We start from the raw sequence: 15897 nt of genomic DNA, 5'->3' as shown, positions 1-15897 counted from the left end.
TTTTCAGGAGGCCCGTCATGAACCTGCACCAGTTCGCCGAAACCCACGACGTCACCAATCAGCCACCGTCCCTGGACGGCACCAACCTGTACCGTATCGATTTGCCCCTGCAAGACTGGTCCCGGCGTTTTGGCGCCGGCTGGGCCGAGCAGCGCATCGATACCTATGGTGCGCTGGCGGGCGGGCCGCTGATGGAGGCCGGTTTTTTGGCCAACCAGAACAAGCCGGTGTTCAACAGCCACGACCGGTTTGGCCATCGCATCGACCTGGTGGAGTTTCATCCGGCGTACCACGAACTGATGCGCACCGCCGTCGAACATGGCCTGCCGTCGTTGCCGTGGGCTCATCCGCAATCCGGCGCCCACGTGGCCCGCGCCGCGATGACCTACCTGCACAGCCAGGCCGAAGCCGGCACCGGCTGCCCGCTGACCATGACCTTCGCCTGCGTCCCGGCCCTGCGCTTGCAGCCGGACCTGGCTGACACCTGGCTGCCGAAAATCCTCGCCACCGAATACGACCCACGCAACGTCGGCATCGCCCACAAGGCCGGCGCGACCATCGGCATGGCCATGACCGAGAAACAGGGCGGCACCGACGTGCGCGCCAATACCACCCGCGCTTACCCGGTGGGCGCCGGCGGCCCGGGCCAGGCGTATGAGCTGGTGGGGCACAAGTGGTTCTGCTCGGCGCCGATGTGCGACGCCTTTCTCACCCTGGCGCAGACTGACAAGGGCCTGACCTGTTTCCTGCTGCCTCGGCACCGCCCGGACGACACCCGCAACGAGTTCTACATCCAGCGCCTGAAAAACAAACTCGGCAATTGCTCCAACGCCTCCAGCGAAGTGGAGTTTCGCGGTGCGCTGGCCTGGATGATCGGCGAGGAAGGGCGCGGCGTACCGACCATTATCGAGATGGTGGCCATGACCCGTTTCGATTGCATGGTCGGCTCCAGCGCCTTGATGCGCCAGGCACTGACCCAGGCCAGCCATCATTGCGCCCATCGCCTGGTGGGTGGCCGGGTGCTCAGCGAGCAACCGCTGATGCAAAACGTGCTGGCCGACCTGGCGCTGGAAAGCGAGGCGTCCCTGGCCTTGAGCATGCGCATGGGGCGCGCGCTGGACCATCTGGATAACGAGCAGGAGGCCAAATTCGCCCGGCTGGTAACGGCGGTGGGCAAATATTGGATCTGCAAACGTGCCCCGGCGATGATCAACGAAGCCGCCGAGTGCATGGGCGGCGCCGGGTATGTGGAGGACAGCATTTTGCCGCGTCTGTACCGTGAGGCTCCGGTCAACTCGACGTGGGAAGGTTCCGGCAATGTGCAGTGCCTGGATGTGCTGCGGGCCTTGTCGAAAGAGCCGGGCGTGTTGGAGGCATTGTTTGTCGAGCTGGGGGATGGCCATGGTCACCAGCACCTGGCACGGCACATCGAACAGCTGAAGTCGGCGTTCATGGACACCCAGGACATCCAGTACCGTGCCCGGCAACTCACCGAAGACATTGCGGTGGCGTTGCAGGCCAAGCTGTTGCTGGAGGCAGGCAATGCCAGTGTGAGTGATGGCTTTATTGCCAGCCGGCTGGGTGAGTCGTCGGGCCGGGTGTATGGCACCTTGCCGCGGGGTGTGGATGTGGAGGCCATTGTCGCGCGGTCGACACCCCAAGGTTTCTGAAGGAGGTTCCCGTCTGCCAGGGATACAGGCAAGATGAAGGCCTGCAAGTCAGAACACAGGATGCTTACCGTGACCGAAGCTTTTGTTGTCGTTCAAACCGCCGAAGAAGCCGTGGATCGGCTGGCGGCTCTCCATGAGCGTGCTACCGGCGCGCTCAATCAAGCCCTCAAGCGCTACCTCAAAGACCGCGTCGAACCCGATGCCGAACAACGTGCGCTGTTTCGCTACCCGGAACTTCGCCTGACCTACCTGGTGCAGGGCGAAGTCCCTCAGACCACCCGAGCATATGCCAAGGTCCAGTTGCCGGGGACCTACAGCGTCACCGTCACCCATCCGTCAGCCTTCCGCAAATACCTGCTGGAGCAACTGGTGCCATTGATGCACGACTTCACCGTGACGGTAGAAGTGGGCGTCAGCCAGCAGAACATTCCCTACCCGTACGTGGTGGAGCAGGGCGACGAACTTGCCGGCTCCGGCGTGACCGCTGCCACGCTGGCGCGGGTGTTCCCGAGTACCGACCTGTCTGCTGCCACCGATGGCATTGCCGATGGTCTCTACGACTGGGAAAACACCGACCCACTGCCATTGGCGTTGTTCGACGCCGCCCGCGTCGACTTCTCCCTGCGCCGCCTGGTGCACTACACCGGCAGCGACTGGCGCCATGTGCAGCCATGGATTTTGCTGACCAACTACCACCGCTACGTTGACCAGTTCATCGTGCACGGCCTGGAACAACTGCGCAGTGACCCGCGCTTTATCCGCATGGTGCTGCCGGGCAACGTGATCATCGACAAGAGCATGGACCACGGCGAAGCGTCCGCCATTGCTGCGGGCGTGGTCTGGCACCGTTACCAGATGCCGGCCTACCACTTGCAGGCCAGCGATGGCCACGGTGTGACCCTGGTGAACATTGGCGTCGGTCCGTCCAACGCCAAGAACATCACCGATCACCTGGCGGTGTTGCGCCCGCATTGCTGGTTGATGATTGGCCACTGCGGCGGCCTGCGCCAGTCCCAGACCATCGGCGACTACGTGCTGGCTCACGCCTACATGCGCCGCGACGGGATTCTCGACCGGGTAGTGCCGCCGAACATCCCGATCCCGGCCCTGGCCGAAGTGCAGATGGCCTTGCAGCAGGCGGCCGCCAACGTGACCGGCGAGAAGGGCGAAGAGCTGAAAAAGCGCCTGCGCACCGGTACCGTGCTGACCTACGACGACCGCAACTGGGAGCTGCGCTGGGCCCAGGAACGTCCGCTGATCAACCTGTCCCGCGCCGTGGCCGTGGACATGGAAAGCGGCACCATCGCCGCCCAGGGCTACCGCCTGCGGGTGCCGTACGGCACGTTGCTGTGTGTATCGGATAAACCGCTGCACAGTGAGATCAAGCTGCCGGGTTCGGCCAACGCGTTCTATGAGCGTGCGGTCAGCCAGCACTTGAAGATCGGCATCGAGGCAGTGGATTTGTTGCGCACTGAGCTCAACTCGCTGCACTCGCGCAAACTGCGCAGCTTCGACGAGCCGCCGTTCCGCTAAACGGTTGGGATGGTTATTTAACGGTCAGGCCACTAGCATTGTCGGTCCTGACCGTTAGATGTTCTTTTGCCATGTCCCGTCCTGCCCGTCCCGTTTCTCGCCGCCCCGGTGTGAAAAGTCCGCAAACTTCGTCAGCCCCGCGTCGTGTCGCCAAGGCGCCACCGGCTGAGCCCAAGTTGATCCTGTTCAATAAACCCTTCGATGTGCTGACCCAGTTCAGCGACGAAGGCGGGCGGGCGACCCTCAAGGATTTCATCGAGATCCCCGGCATCTACCCGGCCGGGCGCCTGGACCGTGACAGCGAAGGCCTGTTGCTGCTGACCAACGACGGCCAGTTGCAGGCGCGCATCGCCGACCCCAAGCACAAGCTGGCGAAAACCTACTGGGTGCAGGTGGAAGGCGAGCCGACCGAGGAACAGTTGCAGCGCTTGCGCGACGGTGTGGAACTCAACGACGGTATGACCCTGCCCGCTGAAGCGCGGCAACTGGACGAGCCGCAACTGTGGCCGCGCAACCCGCCGGTGCGGTTTCGCAAAAGCGTGCCGACCCAGTGGCTGGAATTGGTGATTCGTGAGGGGCGTAACCGCCAGGTACGACGCATGACGGCGGCGGTGGGCTTACCGACGTTGCGGCTGGTGCGGGTGCGGATAGGTGACTGGTCGATCGACGGCCTGGATCAAGGCCAATGGAAGGAAGTGCCGGCGCGCTTATAAGGCGCCGGACTCGATCAGGCCGATCACCACGCTCTTGATGATGAACGCGGCAACGCCCAGGCCCAGCACGAAGAACAGGATCATCGAGCCAAAGCGCCCGGCCTTGGATTTCTTCGCCAGGTCCCAGACGATAAAGCCCATGAAAATGATCAGGATGCTGACCAGGCCGGTCATCATCCATTCTTCAAACACGGCGGGATCAATCGAGTTCATCGGGTCGTTTCCGGCGGGGTAGGGCCAGAAGTATACGCCAGCATCGTAGGCTCAACATTGACCTGCGTCGGTCTGTGGGAGCTGGCTTGCCTGCGATTGCATCACCTCGGTGTCTCGGAAAGACCGAGTCGTTTGCATCGCAGGCAAGCCAGCTCCCACATTTGTTCCGCGCTGGTCTTAAGTGCGCAGGTGGGTCAGCGGCAATTCGGTGCTGTTGAGCACCTGGTTCAGCACAAAGCTTGAGCGCACGCTGGTGACGCCTTCGATGCGGGTCAGGTGGCCCAGCAGCAGTTTCTGATAGTGATCCATGTCCGGCACCACCACCTTCAGTTGGTAGTCGGCGTCCATCCCGGTCACCAGGCTGCACTCCAGCACTTGCGGCAAGGTGCGGATGGCCGCCTCGAAATTCTCGAAACGCTCCGGGGTGTGTCGGTCCATGCCGATCAGCACGTAGGCTGTCAGGCTCAGGCCGAGCATCTTGCGGTCGAGCAAGGCGACCTGGCGGGCGATGTAGCCGTCGTCCTCCAATTGCTTGACCCGGCGTGAGCACGGCGAAGGCGACAGGCCGATCCGCTCGGCCAACTCCTGGTTGGAGATCCTCGCGTCGCGCTGCAATTCCGCCAAAATACTCAGGTCGTATCGGTCAAGTTTGCTCATGGGGCTGGCCTTTGTCGTAACTATTGCGGCGAATTATCTATCCAGGGTTAAAAATTGCGCAAGCACTGTTTATTGACGCAATCTTCGCAATCATCTGCCCGAGGCCCAGGCGTAGAGTTATCAACAGAATCACTGCCCGGACATACAGTCCACTGCAGCCCGCCAATAAGGCCGGCTGCGGCCGCCAACCCCACAGGGTTGCCCCGGCCCCCGGGCTGCACACTGTCCACAAGACGGCGTGAGGTGAGCCAACGTCAAAAGCGTTGAGCCAGGACGAAGTTCTCAAGGGGCGACCGACGGGTCGCCCCTTTTTATTGCCTGCGAAAATACTTCTCGTGACTGATAACCTGTCGCAGAACCGGGCCCCGGTTTTCCAGTCTTACGTGTAGGCCCTAATCCGCAGTGAGGAATAGCATGAAGCGCATCTGGCGTTTGGCAGGTGTTGGTTTGCTGATGATGAGCGTTGGTGCGCAAGTGATGGCCGACGACCCGCCACGCCAGGAGGGCGGTGGTCAGCATGAAAGAGGCCCGGAAGGGCACCCGGGCAATAACCAGCCGCGGCCGCAGAATAACCAGCCTCGACCGCAAAACAATCAACCGCGTCCTGAAGCTCCCCGCCCCGAGAACAATCAGCCACGTCCGCAGAATCAGCATTTCGAAAATAATCAGCCCCGGCCGCAGAACCAGAATTTCGAGCGCCCCAATGGTGGCGGCCAGTGGCAAGGTCGCCCGCAGGGCAATCAACAGCAACCCCCGCACCAGGCGCCCCAGCCCGCCAATAACCTGCCGATCCAGGGTCGCCCGGATACCGTGCGCCAGACCCAGGAACCGCGCCCCGGCAATTACCAGGACATTCCGCGTCGCAACGACGGCAACCCGCATTGGCAAGCCGGCAACGGTGGCCAGGGTGGCCCAGGCCGGCCCGGCTTCAATGGTGGTAACGGCGGTGGCAACAACTACCATCCCAACGATCACCGCTGGCCAGGCCGCCCCGACGGGCACGGCAATGGCTGGGGCCCAGGCCCGCAATACCGCCCGGGTTACATCGTGGACCGCTTCCCCGACCGCAATTACCGCGTGCCGTATCGCGGCCAGGACTACTTCTTTTCGGGTGGCTACTGGTATCGCCCGCAAGGCCCGCGCTACGTCGTCGTGACGCCGCCTTACGGGATTCGCGTGCAATACCTGCCCGACTACGCGCGGGAAGTGTGGGTGGGCAGCGCGCTGTTCTTCCTCGCCGCCGGTGCCTATTACACCTACGAAGAAAGCAGCCAGCAGTACGTAGTGGTGCAGCCGCCACCGGCCGCGCCAGCGCCGCAACCCGTGCCCCAGGGCAATGGTTATGACGTGGTGGCTTACCCGGCCAACGGCCAGTCACCGGCACAAGTCCAGCAGGACGGTTACGACTGCTATCGCTGGGCCGTGCAACAAAGTGGTTTTGACCCAAGGACCGTCACCTACGCTCCAGACCCGGCGGTGGTGCAAACCTACCGCCAGGCCCAGGGCAACTGCCTGACCAGTCGCGGGTATCAGGTGCAGTACTAGGCCTTCGCGCCCTTGACCACTTCCTGCGGGTCGGCGTGCACCAGCACTTCGGCTCGCGGGTAGGCGTTGTGGATGGCATCGGCGGCCTGGTCGCTGATGCCATGGGCCACAGACAGACTCAACTCCCCCGGCAATTCCAGGTGCAACTGCACAAACCAGTGGCTGCCGGAAATCCGTGTGCGCAAGTCATGGGCGCCCAGTACGCCGGGCACGCTGCACGCCAGTTCCAGCATGTGCTGGCTGACGTCCGGCGGCAGTTCCTCGTCCATCAACACCGAAAAACTTTCCCGGGCGATCTGGATCGCGCTCCACAAAATGTAGGCCGCGATGCCCAGGCCGAACCAGGCGTCCACCTGATGGAAACCAAACGCCGCCAGCACCAGCGCCACCAGGATGCTGCCGTTGAGCATCATGTCGGAGCGGTAGTGCAGCGAGTCGGCACGGATGGCGTTGGAGCCGGTTTCGCGGATCACCCGGTATTGCAGGACCAACAGCGCCGCCGTCAGCGCCAGGGACAGAATGATCACGCCGATACTCAGCCACGGTGCGCCCACCGGCTCCGGATGCTGCAAGCGCTGGAACGCCTGGAAGGCTATCAGCACCGCACTGCCGGCGATAAACAGCGCCTGGGCCATGCCCGACAGGGACTCCGCCTTGCCGTGGCCATAACGGTGGTCGTCATCGGCCGGGCGCAGCGCGTAATGCACGGCCAGCAAGTTGAGCAGCGAGGTGACGCCGTCGAGCAGCGAGTCGGTCAACCCGGCGAGCATGCTCACCGAGCCGCTGAGCCACCAGGCGATGGCCTTGGTCACAATCAGCACACAGGCCACGCCGACGGAAGCGCGGGTGGCCAGGCGCAACAGCCGGGCGTGTTCTGGACTGCTGGTCATGGGGCGGGTCAGTCCTTAAGCGGCGGGTTGCAGGCCCAGGGTGGCGAGTTGTTGCACGCTGCCCTTGAACTGGATCATGCGCGGGTCGTCCAGCGGCAGGTTACGCCCGGTTTCTTTCTGGATGATGGTTTGCAGCTTGGCGTTATCGACCTTGCCGTCGGCGCCGATGGCTTGCTGGAGTTTTTCCGGGGCGACCTGGGCGGTCTTGCCTGGCTCGAAGTAAATCGCGCCGGTGGCGAAGTCGACACCAAAGGCGATCAGGCCCGGGATCACATAGAACAGCAGGCCGACCGCATCGAGCACGGCAATTGCCGGGTCGATCTTGCCGTCGATCTGGCCACGGCGGTCGGGGTAGAAAATCGAGCCGCAAGCCGTCAACTGGCTCAGCAGGGTGACGGCCAGAACACCGCCGATGACACGGGAAACAACACGCATGGGACTCTCCTTGAACATAATGAAAGTGACTATAAGCCAGTCTACAAGGCGACGATGATCAAATGTGGCAGCTGGCTTGCCTGCGATGGCGGTGGTTCAGTGTCAGGTGTGTTGGCTGACACACCGCTATCGCAGGCAAGCCAGCTCCCACCTTTGACCGCATTCCAGGCAGGACGGGGTCGTGTCGTTGAGACCACCACCGACACCCGGCAGTTCGCCGTTATACTCGCCGCTCTGCTTTGGAGCCAGTATGAATTCGTTGCCAATCGATGATGTTTTACCCGCCCTGCGTGACGCCCTGGCGACGCGCCATGAAGCCGTGCTCGAAGCACCGCCCGGCGCCGGTAAAACCACACGGGTGCCATTGGCGCTGTTGAATGAACCCTGGCTGGCCGGGCAAACCATCCTGATGCTTGAACCCCGGCGCCTGGCTGCCCGCGCTGCCGCCGAGCGCCTGGCCAGCGAGCTGGGTGAAAAGGTCGGCGAAACCGTCGGCTACCGCATCCGGCTGGACAGTAAAGTCGGCCCCAACACCCGGATCGAAGTGGTCACCGAAGGCATCCTCACCCGCCGTTTGCAGGATGATCCGGCGCTGGACGGCGTGGGTTTGCTGATCTTCGATGAATTCCACGTTTTGCTGAATGCACAGAAATCATCACTTTCTTGTCAAAAACTCTCAAACAACGCCGTCTCAGTCTGAGGGCTTAATCTCCTCGCTTGATCCCCCGTCGTATACTGCTTCCCTGATTTGGGAGCCTCGATGATTTCACTACCTATTGACCTCGTATTGCCAGACCTACGAGAGGCCCTGGCCAACCGCCACGAAGTAATCCTTGAAGCTCCTCCTGGTGCTGGCAAGACCACTCGAGTGCCCCTAGCACTACTGAACGAGCCTTGGCTCGGTGATCAGAAGATCCTGATGCTCGAGCCTCGTCGATTGGCTGCTCGGGCCGCCGCTGAACGTTTGGCGAGTGAGCTTGGTGAGAAGGTTGGTGAGACTGTCGGATACCGCATTCGTCTTGAAAGCAAGGTAGGCCCACGAACCCAGATTGAAGTAGTGACCGAAGGCATCCTGGCTCGCCGGCTTCAAGATGACCCCGCGCTTGATGGAGTGGGTGTGGTGATCTTCGACGAATACCACCTGCGAAACCTCGACTCCGACCTTGCACTGGCTCTGTGCGTGAGTGCTCGTGAGCTTCTGCGTGATGAGCCGCCACTGAAGTTGCTTCTGATGTCCGCAACGCTGGAAGGTGCTCGCCTTTCAAAAGTGCTGAATGATGCGCCTGTGGTCACCAGTGAGGGCCGGATGTATCCGGTCGTACCGGTTTGGGGCAGTCCATATCAGCCGGGCGAGCGTATGGATGCGCGAGTCACTGACACCTGTTTGGCTGCCATCAACGAACAGTCGGGAAGCGTTTTGGTTTTCCTTCCTGGGCAGGCAGAGATTCGGCGGGTGACTGAGGCGCTCAAGGGGCAGTTGAGTGGTCGTCCAGAGGTAATCATATGCCCTCTATACGGCGACCTCGACTTAAATGCTCAGCGTGCTGCGATAGACCCGGCACCCAAAGGCTCCCGGAAGATCGTACTGGCCACGAACATCGCGGAGACCAGCTTGACCATCGAAGGTGTCAGAGTGGTGGTGGACAGTGGTCTCGAGCGAGTGCCGAAATTCGATCCTCGAAGTGGAATGACCCGGCTCGACACACAGCGTATTTCGAAGGCCAGTGCTACTCAGCGTGCAGGACGGGCAGGGCGATTGGAACCAGGTATCTGCTATCGCCTTTGGTCTGAGTCGCAGCACGAACAAATGGCTGGCTACAGTACCCCTGAAATTTTGCAGGCTGATCTTGCAGCCCTGGCTCTCCAATTGGCCCGGTGGGGAATGAAGCCGGAGGAGATGACCTGGCTCGACCAACCTCCATCAGCTCCCTTCGGCCAAGGTAGAGACCTGCTGAAGCGCCTGGGCGCACTCGACGATGCTGGACAGCTCACACCACACGGATCAGCCATGAGCGAGCTCCCAGCGCATCCACGGATCGCTCACATGCTCATTAAAGGCAACGCGATGGGGCTGGATGACCTTGCTTGCAACATCGCGGCGCTGCTCGGTGAGAAAGACATCTTGCGTGGTGCAGGTGCTGATCTTCACACCAGATTGAGTGCATTATCCGGCGAGCAACATTCACGTCGAGACGGTGGCTCCTTTCAGCGCGTGAAGCAGTCTGCTCGGCAGTATCGATCCCTGCTACGAGGGAGTGTCGTTCACCCTGTCAGCGAACCCGATCACCCAAGATGGATAGGGTGTCTACTGGCATTCGCCTACCCTGACCGAATCGGTCTCCAGAGGCGTGCAAGTGCATCCGAGTACCGTCTCTCCAACGGTCGGGCTGCCGTGTTCTCAGAGCCTGATGCTCTCACCAAGCACGAGTGGCTGGTGGTAGCCGATCTGGGTAGCCGGCAAGGCCAGCGTGAGGAGCGGATCTACCTGGCGAGTGTCCTCGATCCGGCCCTTTTCGATGACGAGCTAGATGACCTCGTGAGGTCTGTCGATGAGGTCGATTGGGATGAAAGGGAAGGGGTGCTCAAGGCTGAGCGGCAGTTGAAGGTTGGGCAGCTCATCCTGTCGACGACACCCCTGCCGAATCTTGATGAGCAAACCCGTTCGTTGGCCTTGGTCAACCTGGTGAGGCGTAAGGGCCTCGAGCTCCTGCCTTGGAACCCTGAGCTGCGCCAATGGCAGGCGCGGGTCGATCTGCTGCGTCAGCTGGATATCCACAATGGCCAAGCAGAAAGCAAGTGGCCTGACCTCAGCGATGCCAATCTTCTGGCCACGTTGGAAGAGTGGCTCACACCGTACTTGGGCAAAGTCGCGAGGATCAGCCACTTCAGTCATCTGGATCTGGCTTCGATTGTCAGAAATCTTCTGCCTTGGCCGCTTCCACAGGAACTGGAGACTCAGGCACCTCAGACCATCCAGGTGCCTTCCGGCTCCAATATTCGTATTGACTACTCGCAGCATCCACCAGTCCTCGCAGTGCGCCTGCAGGAGCTTTTTGGCCTAGCAGAAACCCCACGCATCGCCCTTGGTAAGCAATCGCTGCTTTTGCATCTCCTGTCGCCGGCCCGCAGGCCGGTGCAAGTCACCCAAGATCTCGCAAATTTCTGGCGCAGCACCTACGTGGAAGTAAAGAAGGATCTTCAGGGCCGATATCCAAAGCATTATTGGCCCGAAGACCCATTGGTGGCTGAGCCAACCGCGCGAGCCAAGCCCAGAAAATCCTGATGAGGGATGAGAATGTTGCTGGCGGCGTTGTGAGGCTGCCTTCGGCAGTCATTGAACCGTGATCCGCGAACCAAAACCTGCATGCTTCTCTTGTTTCGCATGTGTCAAATAAGACGCTAACAGGTTGATAAATGTGTTGGTGAGGTATTAAGCCTCATCAATGAATTTTTGAATCTCGCCGTCCCCGTACTTTCGGTCATCCCAATCGATATGCATATTCCAGTCTTCCATGAAAGTTCTCAGCTCATTCAGGGCTGCCTCTAAGGTTTCTTCCATTTGCTTGCATTCGGGTGCCCCGACCTTATAACTGGCGGAAAGAGTTTTGGCTTGTAATAAGTCATTGTAGGCCCCCCACCTACTGTTCATAATAGCAATTAAGCTGGGTGGGTCTGAGTAATCGTCCATCTCTTCGATTGCTGATTTGACTTCGTCGATCTTAATCTGGACTTTAGACAAATGTTCCTGTATTGCCGACATGGTGCTTTCTTCGGCTGCCGCCTTAATTCGCTTGCCGCTTGATTCGGTGAAGTGCTCATTAACTAAATCAAAATCAATCCGGACTGAGTCTTTCTCAGTTATGTGGTAGCGGGATTTTTTCTTTATTTGATGCAAGTGAATAGTCTGCTTTTTTAGCGAGACCAATGCAACAAATACCGGTATGTCCATGTCGCGCCAGTAGTCGAGCTGATTTTTCGAAACGTACCAGTAAGGCTGAGGCTCCTCATCTGCAGAAGTTTTCACTTGGAAGGCGACAAATCGCCCGGTGCTATTTCGATTCTCGTCCAGTATTTCGACTTGTGCATCAATGCCAATGTCGATATCGAAGAGTCGACAAGGCCAACCGAGAACATACGAAATCTTGTAGGCAAAAAAATATTCTCCAGCATCGCCTGTTGCAATCTTGGATGGGTATTTCATGTTTTGTTGAGTTGCCTTTAGATAAGGTTTACCGAAAATTAAGCTTCCTTGGCAGTCCGAGTTCTTCCGGAGCCTCTCCATGCATGAATGCCAAGAGGTAAAGCACCTGACCCACTGGCTGTGGTTTCTGCTGCGGTTCGGAGGCGTCCTTCTGCACTATCTGTCTGGTCGCGTAGCGTAACGTTACGCCCAGAGCACTGAGCCGGTCTAGGAGCTCCTGCAACTGATCAAAAACCTCAAGGCGGGCGGTGCTTGAGTAGTGCTCGGCGCAGTCGCGATAGTCGCGTAGGTAATCAGTCAGCTCCGCGAATGCTAGTGCTTGATCACATGAGGGTTCAAAGGCGGGCTCGATGTAATCGCCGACGGTCTCAGCTGCAAGCCTAGCCAAACACCTTCCCGACGCGGGCTTGAGAGCCCTACGTACCACATAATCATTCTCAAACTGCTCGCGTGCAGCTTTCATTTGTTCATCGGTAGGGATGGCCATCGGTTTACTGAAAGCGTCGATGTCTTGGAATTCAAATGCACTGGTGATTTTTGAGAATTAAAACTGTCGCAATCGGTACACGGAATTCGCGGGGTTCAGCCTCCTTTGGAGGAAGCGCAAAACTGTCGCAATGTAACTAAATGCCGCTTCGAACTGATGCGCTAGAGAATTAAAACTGTCGCAATGCTCTAACACGGCGTTTTCGGATACTTTCATGACCTGTTGAAAACCTAGCTGTTGATGCTGTCCCCGGATTGACCCAATTGCCGACGCAAGACTGTCCCACCTCTAAAACTACAACAATCGAGCACAAACAATGATTCACGAGGAGTCAGACTGGGTCAGTAAATCTCGGCAACTGGGTCAACTCGGCATCGGCGCCAACATCTATTTAGAATCATCATCCGGAAAAATGCTGCCTCTTCGAGACTGGGAGTGGTGTCTGGAGAATTGCACTCCACTTGATCACCTGTTTGGATTGCCACTGGTCAGGCATTTGCATTCAACTTGACCATTTGTTTGCATCGAATTTGACCAGCGCAGGGGTGCGCCTTGATCGACAGAAGTAGCTATGCAGCCGGCGAGCAAAGGCAAAAACCGGTCGTAATGCAGCAAATTGCTCTCGCACGGCGCCACAAACGACATTGGCGCATGCCACCCGCTCGTTAAAGTTTTCGTGCCCGATGGCCGTTAACAACCATACCGCTTGATTACGCAGCGGAAAAATATGGCATGTTTAAAGGAGAGGGCAATGCTTCAACGGATGACACCAAAAGACTATTCTGAGTTTTGGGATCGTGAATCAACTCAATTCGACAGTGAAGATATCTATAAACACCTCAGCCAGATTGCTCCCGCTGAAGCGACCTTGGAGGTGGGATGCGGAGCTGGGTGGAGCACTTTAAGCCTTGCTAGAAGCCGGCCTGTCTTGGCGATTGACAACAACGTCCATTTGATCGATCTCGCTCGGTCCCGGTTGAAGGATCACGGAGTGACTGCGGAGATCGTCAACTCAGACTTGTTCGAGCCGTCCGACGAACTACTTAAGGCAATCACGGCGTTCCAGCCGAAGGTCGTCGTCGGATGGTTCATCGGTTCTCATCCTGACGACAATGACAAGCGCACTCCGGCCAACTTGAGCATCGAGGAAAAGCCCAAGGTTTACCGAGAAAATGTTGAGGATCGATTGGTTGATCTGCCTCTCTGCCCTGCATCCGTCGAGTGGGTACACACCGTGCAACGCGGTGCAGTTCCACCCGGCGTTAGCGAGGATCAGATCAAAGCCGGAGTGACGGAGGAATACAACGAGTACATGCTCAAGAATTCAGGATTTACCGTGACCGCAGTGCATGTGCTGGCTTGGAATCAAGGTGCAACATTTCCATATGTTCAGACTCCGAACCCGAACTTGCCCCCGGGAAAGCCCACGCCCGTGATCGTCTCCGTACTGGCTCGACGTATGTCAAACACATAAATGGTTCGAATTCTGTGCCTCGACCACGCAAGAGAGCTTAACTGCACGCCGTAAATTTCCTCTAAGGCGACGCCGATTGCTTGGCTTGGCGCATTCATGCCTACTAACAGCACGCCGCAGCGGACGTTTCGATGTCCGCTCTGGGTCTACCGATCATGCTGCACCCCCGTGCGCTGGTCAATTCAATGCAAACAAATGGTCAAGTTGAATGCAAATGAGTGGTCAAGGCCATTCAATTACGCAGGTGTCGCGATGAGGGAGGCGATAGCCTGTCCAATACCGCTGCAGCACTGACGAGCTTCCTGTAACCAGTAGCGCTGGTGGTTAACAAGCTCAACCCAATATTAGGCAATGAAGGGGCTGCGATGGACGACAGCGAAGTGTTAACGATCAATTTCGAGCAAAGGATTGCCTGTGATGCCAACAGCATTTTCCTCATCGACTGCCTCGGGGAGCTCGACAAGCATTCAGCTCGCATTCGAGAAGAGGGAATCCGTGACTCGTTGCTGACTCTGTCGACTCAGGACATCAACCACGACTTATCGCGCATTTACCTCCTCCAGTGTAGGAGTAGGGATAATTGGGCTGCTGCCATAATCGAGATCGGGGACAAGTGTAAAAAGGGGCTACTGCCGCTGGTCTTTATCGATGGTCATGGGGACGCGGAGAATGGCTTGGCCATGCCCAACGGCGGCTTCATTGGCTGGCAACAGTACGGTCATGATTTGCGGGCGATAACAGACGCTGCCCATGGAGAGCTAACGGTGGTCGCAGGTTTCTGCCATTCATTTACCTTCGTCAAGCACGCTATCACCATGACCGACAAGCTGCCTTTCGGGTTCTACTTTGGTTACAAAGACGAGGTGCGTACGTCGATCGTCGAGGATGAAACACAGATCATCTACGAATCCCTAATAAACGACGGGGGCCGAGTTTTAGACTCCCGCGTACTGCAGATTTCATCCTTCAACGAGTACGACCATGCATTGAGGCTGGTCGGGCCTGTGGCGTTCATGGCGATTGCCCCTAGAACCCTGACAGCTGCGATGCCTCAACTTTCAAAGGCGAAGTTCCGTTCTGCGACAGAGAGAGACGCCGCTAGGCAGGGCAATCGTTTGGGCGCGCGGAGAGCGCTCATTAAACAGGTACTCAACGACACACCTCGGATCGCTGAGCGACTCATTGATTCATGTATGCACGATACAAAGCGTCGGACGTGCTTCAAAGAGCAGATCCTCTCGCAGATGAAGCAGGCCATCCATGAGCGTCAGGTGGCGGCAGGCAAGGTTACTTAGCTCCTGAATCTACGATGGTTCCTGACGGGCCAGTTTTTCGACATTTTCATGTAGACATTGCGGCTCGACTCTTTAGAGGCACGTTCAGATCGGCTCGTTCTGTCTAAGTTCTTTTATAGTTTTCTCGATGTCATTCTTAGTTCTGATTTGGTTTTCATTAATAACCTTCTTTGTAACTTCAGTAAGTTCGCTATAAAAAATTTCTTCCTCAAGCTTGCTCTGGCTGGAACTCTTTAGAAATTTTTCAATACCTTTTGGGGAGGGATATCCCGATATTATCGTGAACTGAGTCCTTGTTTCTGGAGCGTTCCATACCGCCCTATCCCCCCCTATCAACCGGGTCACAGAAACATCTCCCTCCTTAGTTACAGAAATAGCGACGTTAACAATCTCATCCCTGCGCAGTCCCTTCCGAAACTCTTCAACTTTGTCCACAACCTTTGTCAAAGTAATATAGTCTACCGCCAACCTGGCCGTTTCCGCCCAGGGCCGTGAAGCCGTCAGTGAACTCGCCCGCCAGACCGCCGAACTGTTGAACGTACGTCCGCTGGAGCCGAAGTTCTTCGACCGGCAGATGGCTTTCAACCTGCTGGCCCAGGTCGGCAAGCCTGACGCCCAAGGCCACACCGCGCTGGAAAAGCGCCTGGTGCACGAATTGCGCGCCGTGCTGGAAATGCCTTTGCTAAAGATTTCCGTCACACCGCTGGGGGATGTTCAGGCGCGTCAGCAGGTGTTCAGCGCGTGACTGGGCATAGGCCTTCGACCAGCCACGGGCCCACGGGCC

General features: G+C 58.2%; 14 protein-coding genes and 2 pseudogenes. 9 read left to right on the top strand and 7 right to left on the bottom strand.

Annotated elements, in window-relative coordinates; genetic code table 11:
* The first annotated feature begins 17 nt into the window (after positions 1-17).
* The 3 genes from P3C29_RS25395 (at position 18) to P3C29_RS25385 (ending at position 3916) form a co-directional block, all read left to right on the top strand.
* The gene (locus tag P3C29_RS25395; protein ID WP_275965782.1) at positions 18-1670 is read left to right on the top strand and encodes an acyl-CoA dehydrogenase family protein; all 1653 of its coding nucleotides are present in this window, start codon (positions 18-20) and stop codon (positions 1668-1670) included.
* Positions 1671-1703: 33 nt separating this feature from the next.
* Positions 1704-3203 (top strand): AMP nucleosidase, encoded by a 1500-nt coding sequence (gene amn, locus P3C29_RS25390; RefSeq protein WP_177325013.1) that lies wholly within the window; start codon positions 1704-1706, stop codon positions 3201-3203.
* Between the two features lie 71 nt (positions 3204-3274).
* On the top strand, positions 3275-3916 hold the full coding sequence (locus tag P3C29_RS25385) for a pseudouridine synthase (RefSeq protein ID WP_275965781.1): 642 nt from the start codon (positions 3275-3277) through the stop codon (positions 3914-3916).
* Here P3C29_RS25385 and P3C29_RS25380 read toward each other — a convergent pair.
* Both P3C29_RS25380 and P3C29_RS25375 read right to left on the bottom strand, forming a co-directional pair.
* Positions 3911-4120, bottom strand: coding sequence for a DUF2788 domain-containing protein (locus P3C29_RS25380; RefSeq protein WP_026077819.1), 210 nt, complete (start codon positions 4118-4120; stop codon positions 3911-3913). The two genes, P3C29_RS25385 and P3C29_RS25380, sit on opposite strands and share 6 nt — an antisense overlap.
* Positions 4121-4306: 186 nt before the next feature.
* Positions 4307-4786, bottom strand: coding sequence for an Lrp/AsnC family transcriptional regulator (locus P3C29_RS25375; protein WP_003194418.1), 480 nt, complete (start codon positions 4784-4786; stop codon positions 4307-4309).
* 414 nt (positions 4787-5200) lie between these two features.
* Between P3C29_RS25375 and P3C29_RS25370 the strand changes: the two genes are divergently transcribed.
* Complete coding sequence (locus P3C29_RS25370; protein ID WP_169386369.1) at positions 5201-6331, top strand: DUF6515 family protein; 1131 nt, start codon at positions 5201-5203, stop codon at positions 6329-6331.
* Here the strand turns inward: P3C29_RS25370 and P3C29_RS25365 are convergent.
* Both P3C29_RS25365 and P3C29_RS25360 read right to left on the bottom strand, forming a co-directional pair.
* The gene (locus P3C29_RS25365) at positions 6328-7221 is read right to left on the bottom strand and encodes a cation diffusion facilitator family transporter (RefSeq protein ID WP_201125441.1); all 894 of its coding nucleotides are present in this window, start codon (positions 7219-7221) and stop codon (positions 6328-6330) included. The genes P3C29_RS25370 and P3C29_RS25365 overlap by 4 nt on opposite strands.
* A 15-nt stretch (positions 7222-7236) precedes the next feature.
* Positions 7237-7656: a polyribonucleotide nucleotidyltransferase gene (locus P3C29_RS25360; RefSeq protein WP_275965780.1), complete on the bottom strand. Its 420-nt coding sequence runs from the start codon at positions 7654-7656 to the stop codon at positions 7237-7239.
* A 250-nt stretch (positions 7657-7906) separates the two neighbouring features.
* On the opposite strand from P3C29_RS25360, the pseudogene P3C29_RS25355 reads away from it, so the two are divergent.
* Together P3C29_RS25355 and hrpB are read left to right on the top strand one after the other, a co-directional pair.
* A pseudogene (locus P3C29_RS25355) lies at positions 7907-8287 on the top strand (DEAD/DEAH box helicase); the annotation flags it as partial.
* 129 nt (positions 8288-8416) lie between these two features.
* On the top strand, positions 8417-10939 hold the full coding sequence (gene hrpB / locus P3C29_RS25350) for an ATP-dependent helicase HrpB (protein ID WP_275965779.1): 2523 nt from the start codon (positions 8417-8419) through the stop codon (positions 10937-10939).
* A 147-nt stretch (positions 10940-11086) separates the two neighbouring features.
* On the opposite strand, the gene P3C29_RS25345 is transcribed toward hrpB, so the two are convergent.
* Complete coding sequence (locus P3C29_RS25345; RefSeq protein WP_275965778.1) at positions 11087-11857, bottom strand: DUF4365 domain-containing protein; 771 nt, start codon at positions 11855-11857, stop codon at positions 11087-11089.
* A gap of 28 nt (positions 11858-11885) precedes the next feature.
* Entirely contained in the window at positions 11886-12320 is a 435-nt protein-coding gene (locus tag P3C29_RS25340; protein WP_275965777.1) for an XRE family transcriptional regulator, read from the bottom strand.
* Positions 12321-13095: 775 nt separating this feature from the next.
* Between P3C29_RS25340 and P3C29_RS25335 the strand changes: the two genes are divergently transcribed.
* Both P3C29_RS25335 and P3C29_RS25330 read left to right on the top strand, forming a co-directional pair.
* On the top strand, positions 13096-13818 hold the full coding sequence (locus tag P3C29_RS25335) for a methyltransferase domain-containing protein (RefSeq protein ID WP_275965776.1): 723 nt from the start codon (positions 13096-13098) through the stop codon (positions 13816-13818).
* Positions 13819-14183: 365 nt separating this feature from the next.
* Positions 14184-15113: a hypothetical protein gene (locus P3C29_RS25330; RefSeq protein ID WP_275965775.1), complete on the top strand. Its 930-nt coding sequence runs from the start codon at positions 14184-14186 to the stop codon at positions 15111-15113.
* Positions 15114-15197: 84 nt separating this feature from the next.
* On the opposite strand, the gene P3C29_RS25325 is transcribed toward P3C29_RS25330, so the two are convergent.
* Positions 15198-15548, bottom strand: coding sequence for a hypothetical protein (locus P3C29_RS25325; RefSeq protein WP_275965774.1), 351 nt, complete (start codon positions 15546-15548; stop codon positions 15198-15200).
* Here P3C29_RS25325 and P3C29_RS25320 point away from each other — a divergent pair.
* Positions 15502-15813 (top strand): annotated as a pseudogene (locus P3C29_RS25320) (Asd/ArgC dimerization domain-containing protein); the annotation flags it as partial. The gene P3C29_RS25325 and the pseudogene P3C29_RS25320 sit on opposite strands and share 47 nt — an antisense overlap.
* Positions 15814-15897 lie beyond the last annotated feature (84 nt).

It is taken from the genome of Pseudomonas sp. 1912-s, from assembly GCF_029269205.1.
Classification (GTDB): domain Bacteria; phylum Pseudomonadota; class Gammaproteobacteria; order Pseudomonadales; family Pseudomonadaceae; genus Aquipseudomonas.
The sequence above is the reverse complement of the archived record's forward strand: the minus strand, read 5'-3'. Positions and strand labels throughout refer to the sequence as shown.

Bases quoted from the DNA above. Each gene is read 5' to 3' on its own strand.
- P3C29_RS25395 (WP_275965782.1), top strand. From the start codon at position 18: ATGAACCTGCACCAGTTCGCCGAAACCCACGACGTCACCAATCAGCCA.
- amn (WP_177325013.1), top strand. From the start codon at position 1,704: ATGAAGGCCTGCAAGTCAGAACACAGGATGCTTACCGTGACCGAAGCT.
- P3C29_RS25385 (WP_275965781.1), top strand. From the start codon at position 3,275: ATGTCCCGTCCTGCCCGTCCCGTTTCTCGCCGCCCCGGTGTGAAAAGT.
- P3C29_RS25375 (WP_003194418.1), bottom strand. From the start codon at position 4,786: ATGAGCAAACTTGACCGATACGACCTGAGTATTTTGGCGGAATTGCAG.
- P3C29_RS25370 (WP_169386369.1), top strand. From the start codon at position 5,201: ATGAAGCGCATCTGGCGTTTGGCAGGTGTTGGTTTGCTGATGATGAGC.
- P3C29_RS25365 (WP_201125441.1), bottom strand. From the start codon at position 7,221: ATGACCAGCAGTCCAGAACACGCCCGGCTGTTGCGCCTGGCCACCCGC.
- P3C29_RS25360 (WP_275965780.1), bottom strand. From the start codon at position 7,656: ATGCGTGTTGTTTCCCGTGTCATCGGCGGTGTTCTGGCCGTCACCCTG.
- hrpB (WP_275965779.1), top strand. From the start codon at position 8,417: ATGATTTCACTACCTATTGACCTCGTATTGCCAGACCTACGAGAGGCC.
- P3C29_RS25345 (WP_275965778.1), bottom strand. From the start codon at position 11,857: ATGAAATACCCATCCAAGATTGCAACAGGCGATGCTGGAGAATATTTT.
- P3C29_RS25340 (WP_275965777.1), bottom strand. From the start codon at position 12,320: ATGAAAGCTGCACGCGAGCAGTTTGAGAATGATTATGTGGTACGTAGG.
- P3C29_RS25335 (WP_275965776.1), top strand. From the start codon at position 13,096: ATGCTTCAACGGATGACACCAAAAGACTATTCTGAGTTTTGGGATCGT.
- P3C29_RS25330 (WP_275965775.1), top strand. From the start codon at position 14,184: ATGGACGACAGCGAAGTGTTAACGATCAATTTCGAGCAAAGGATTGCC.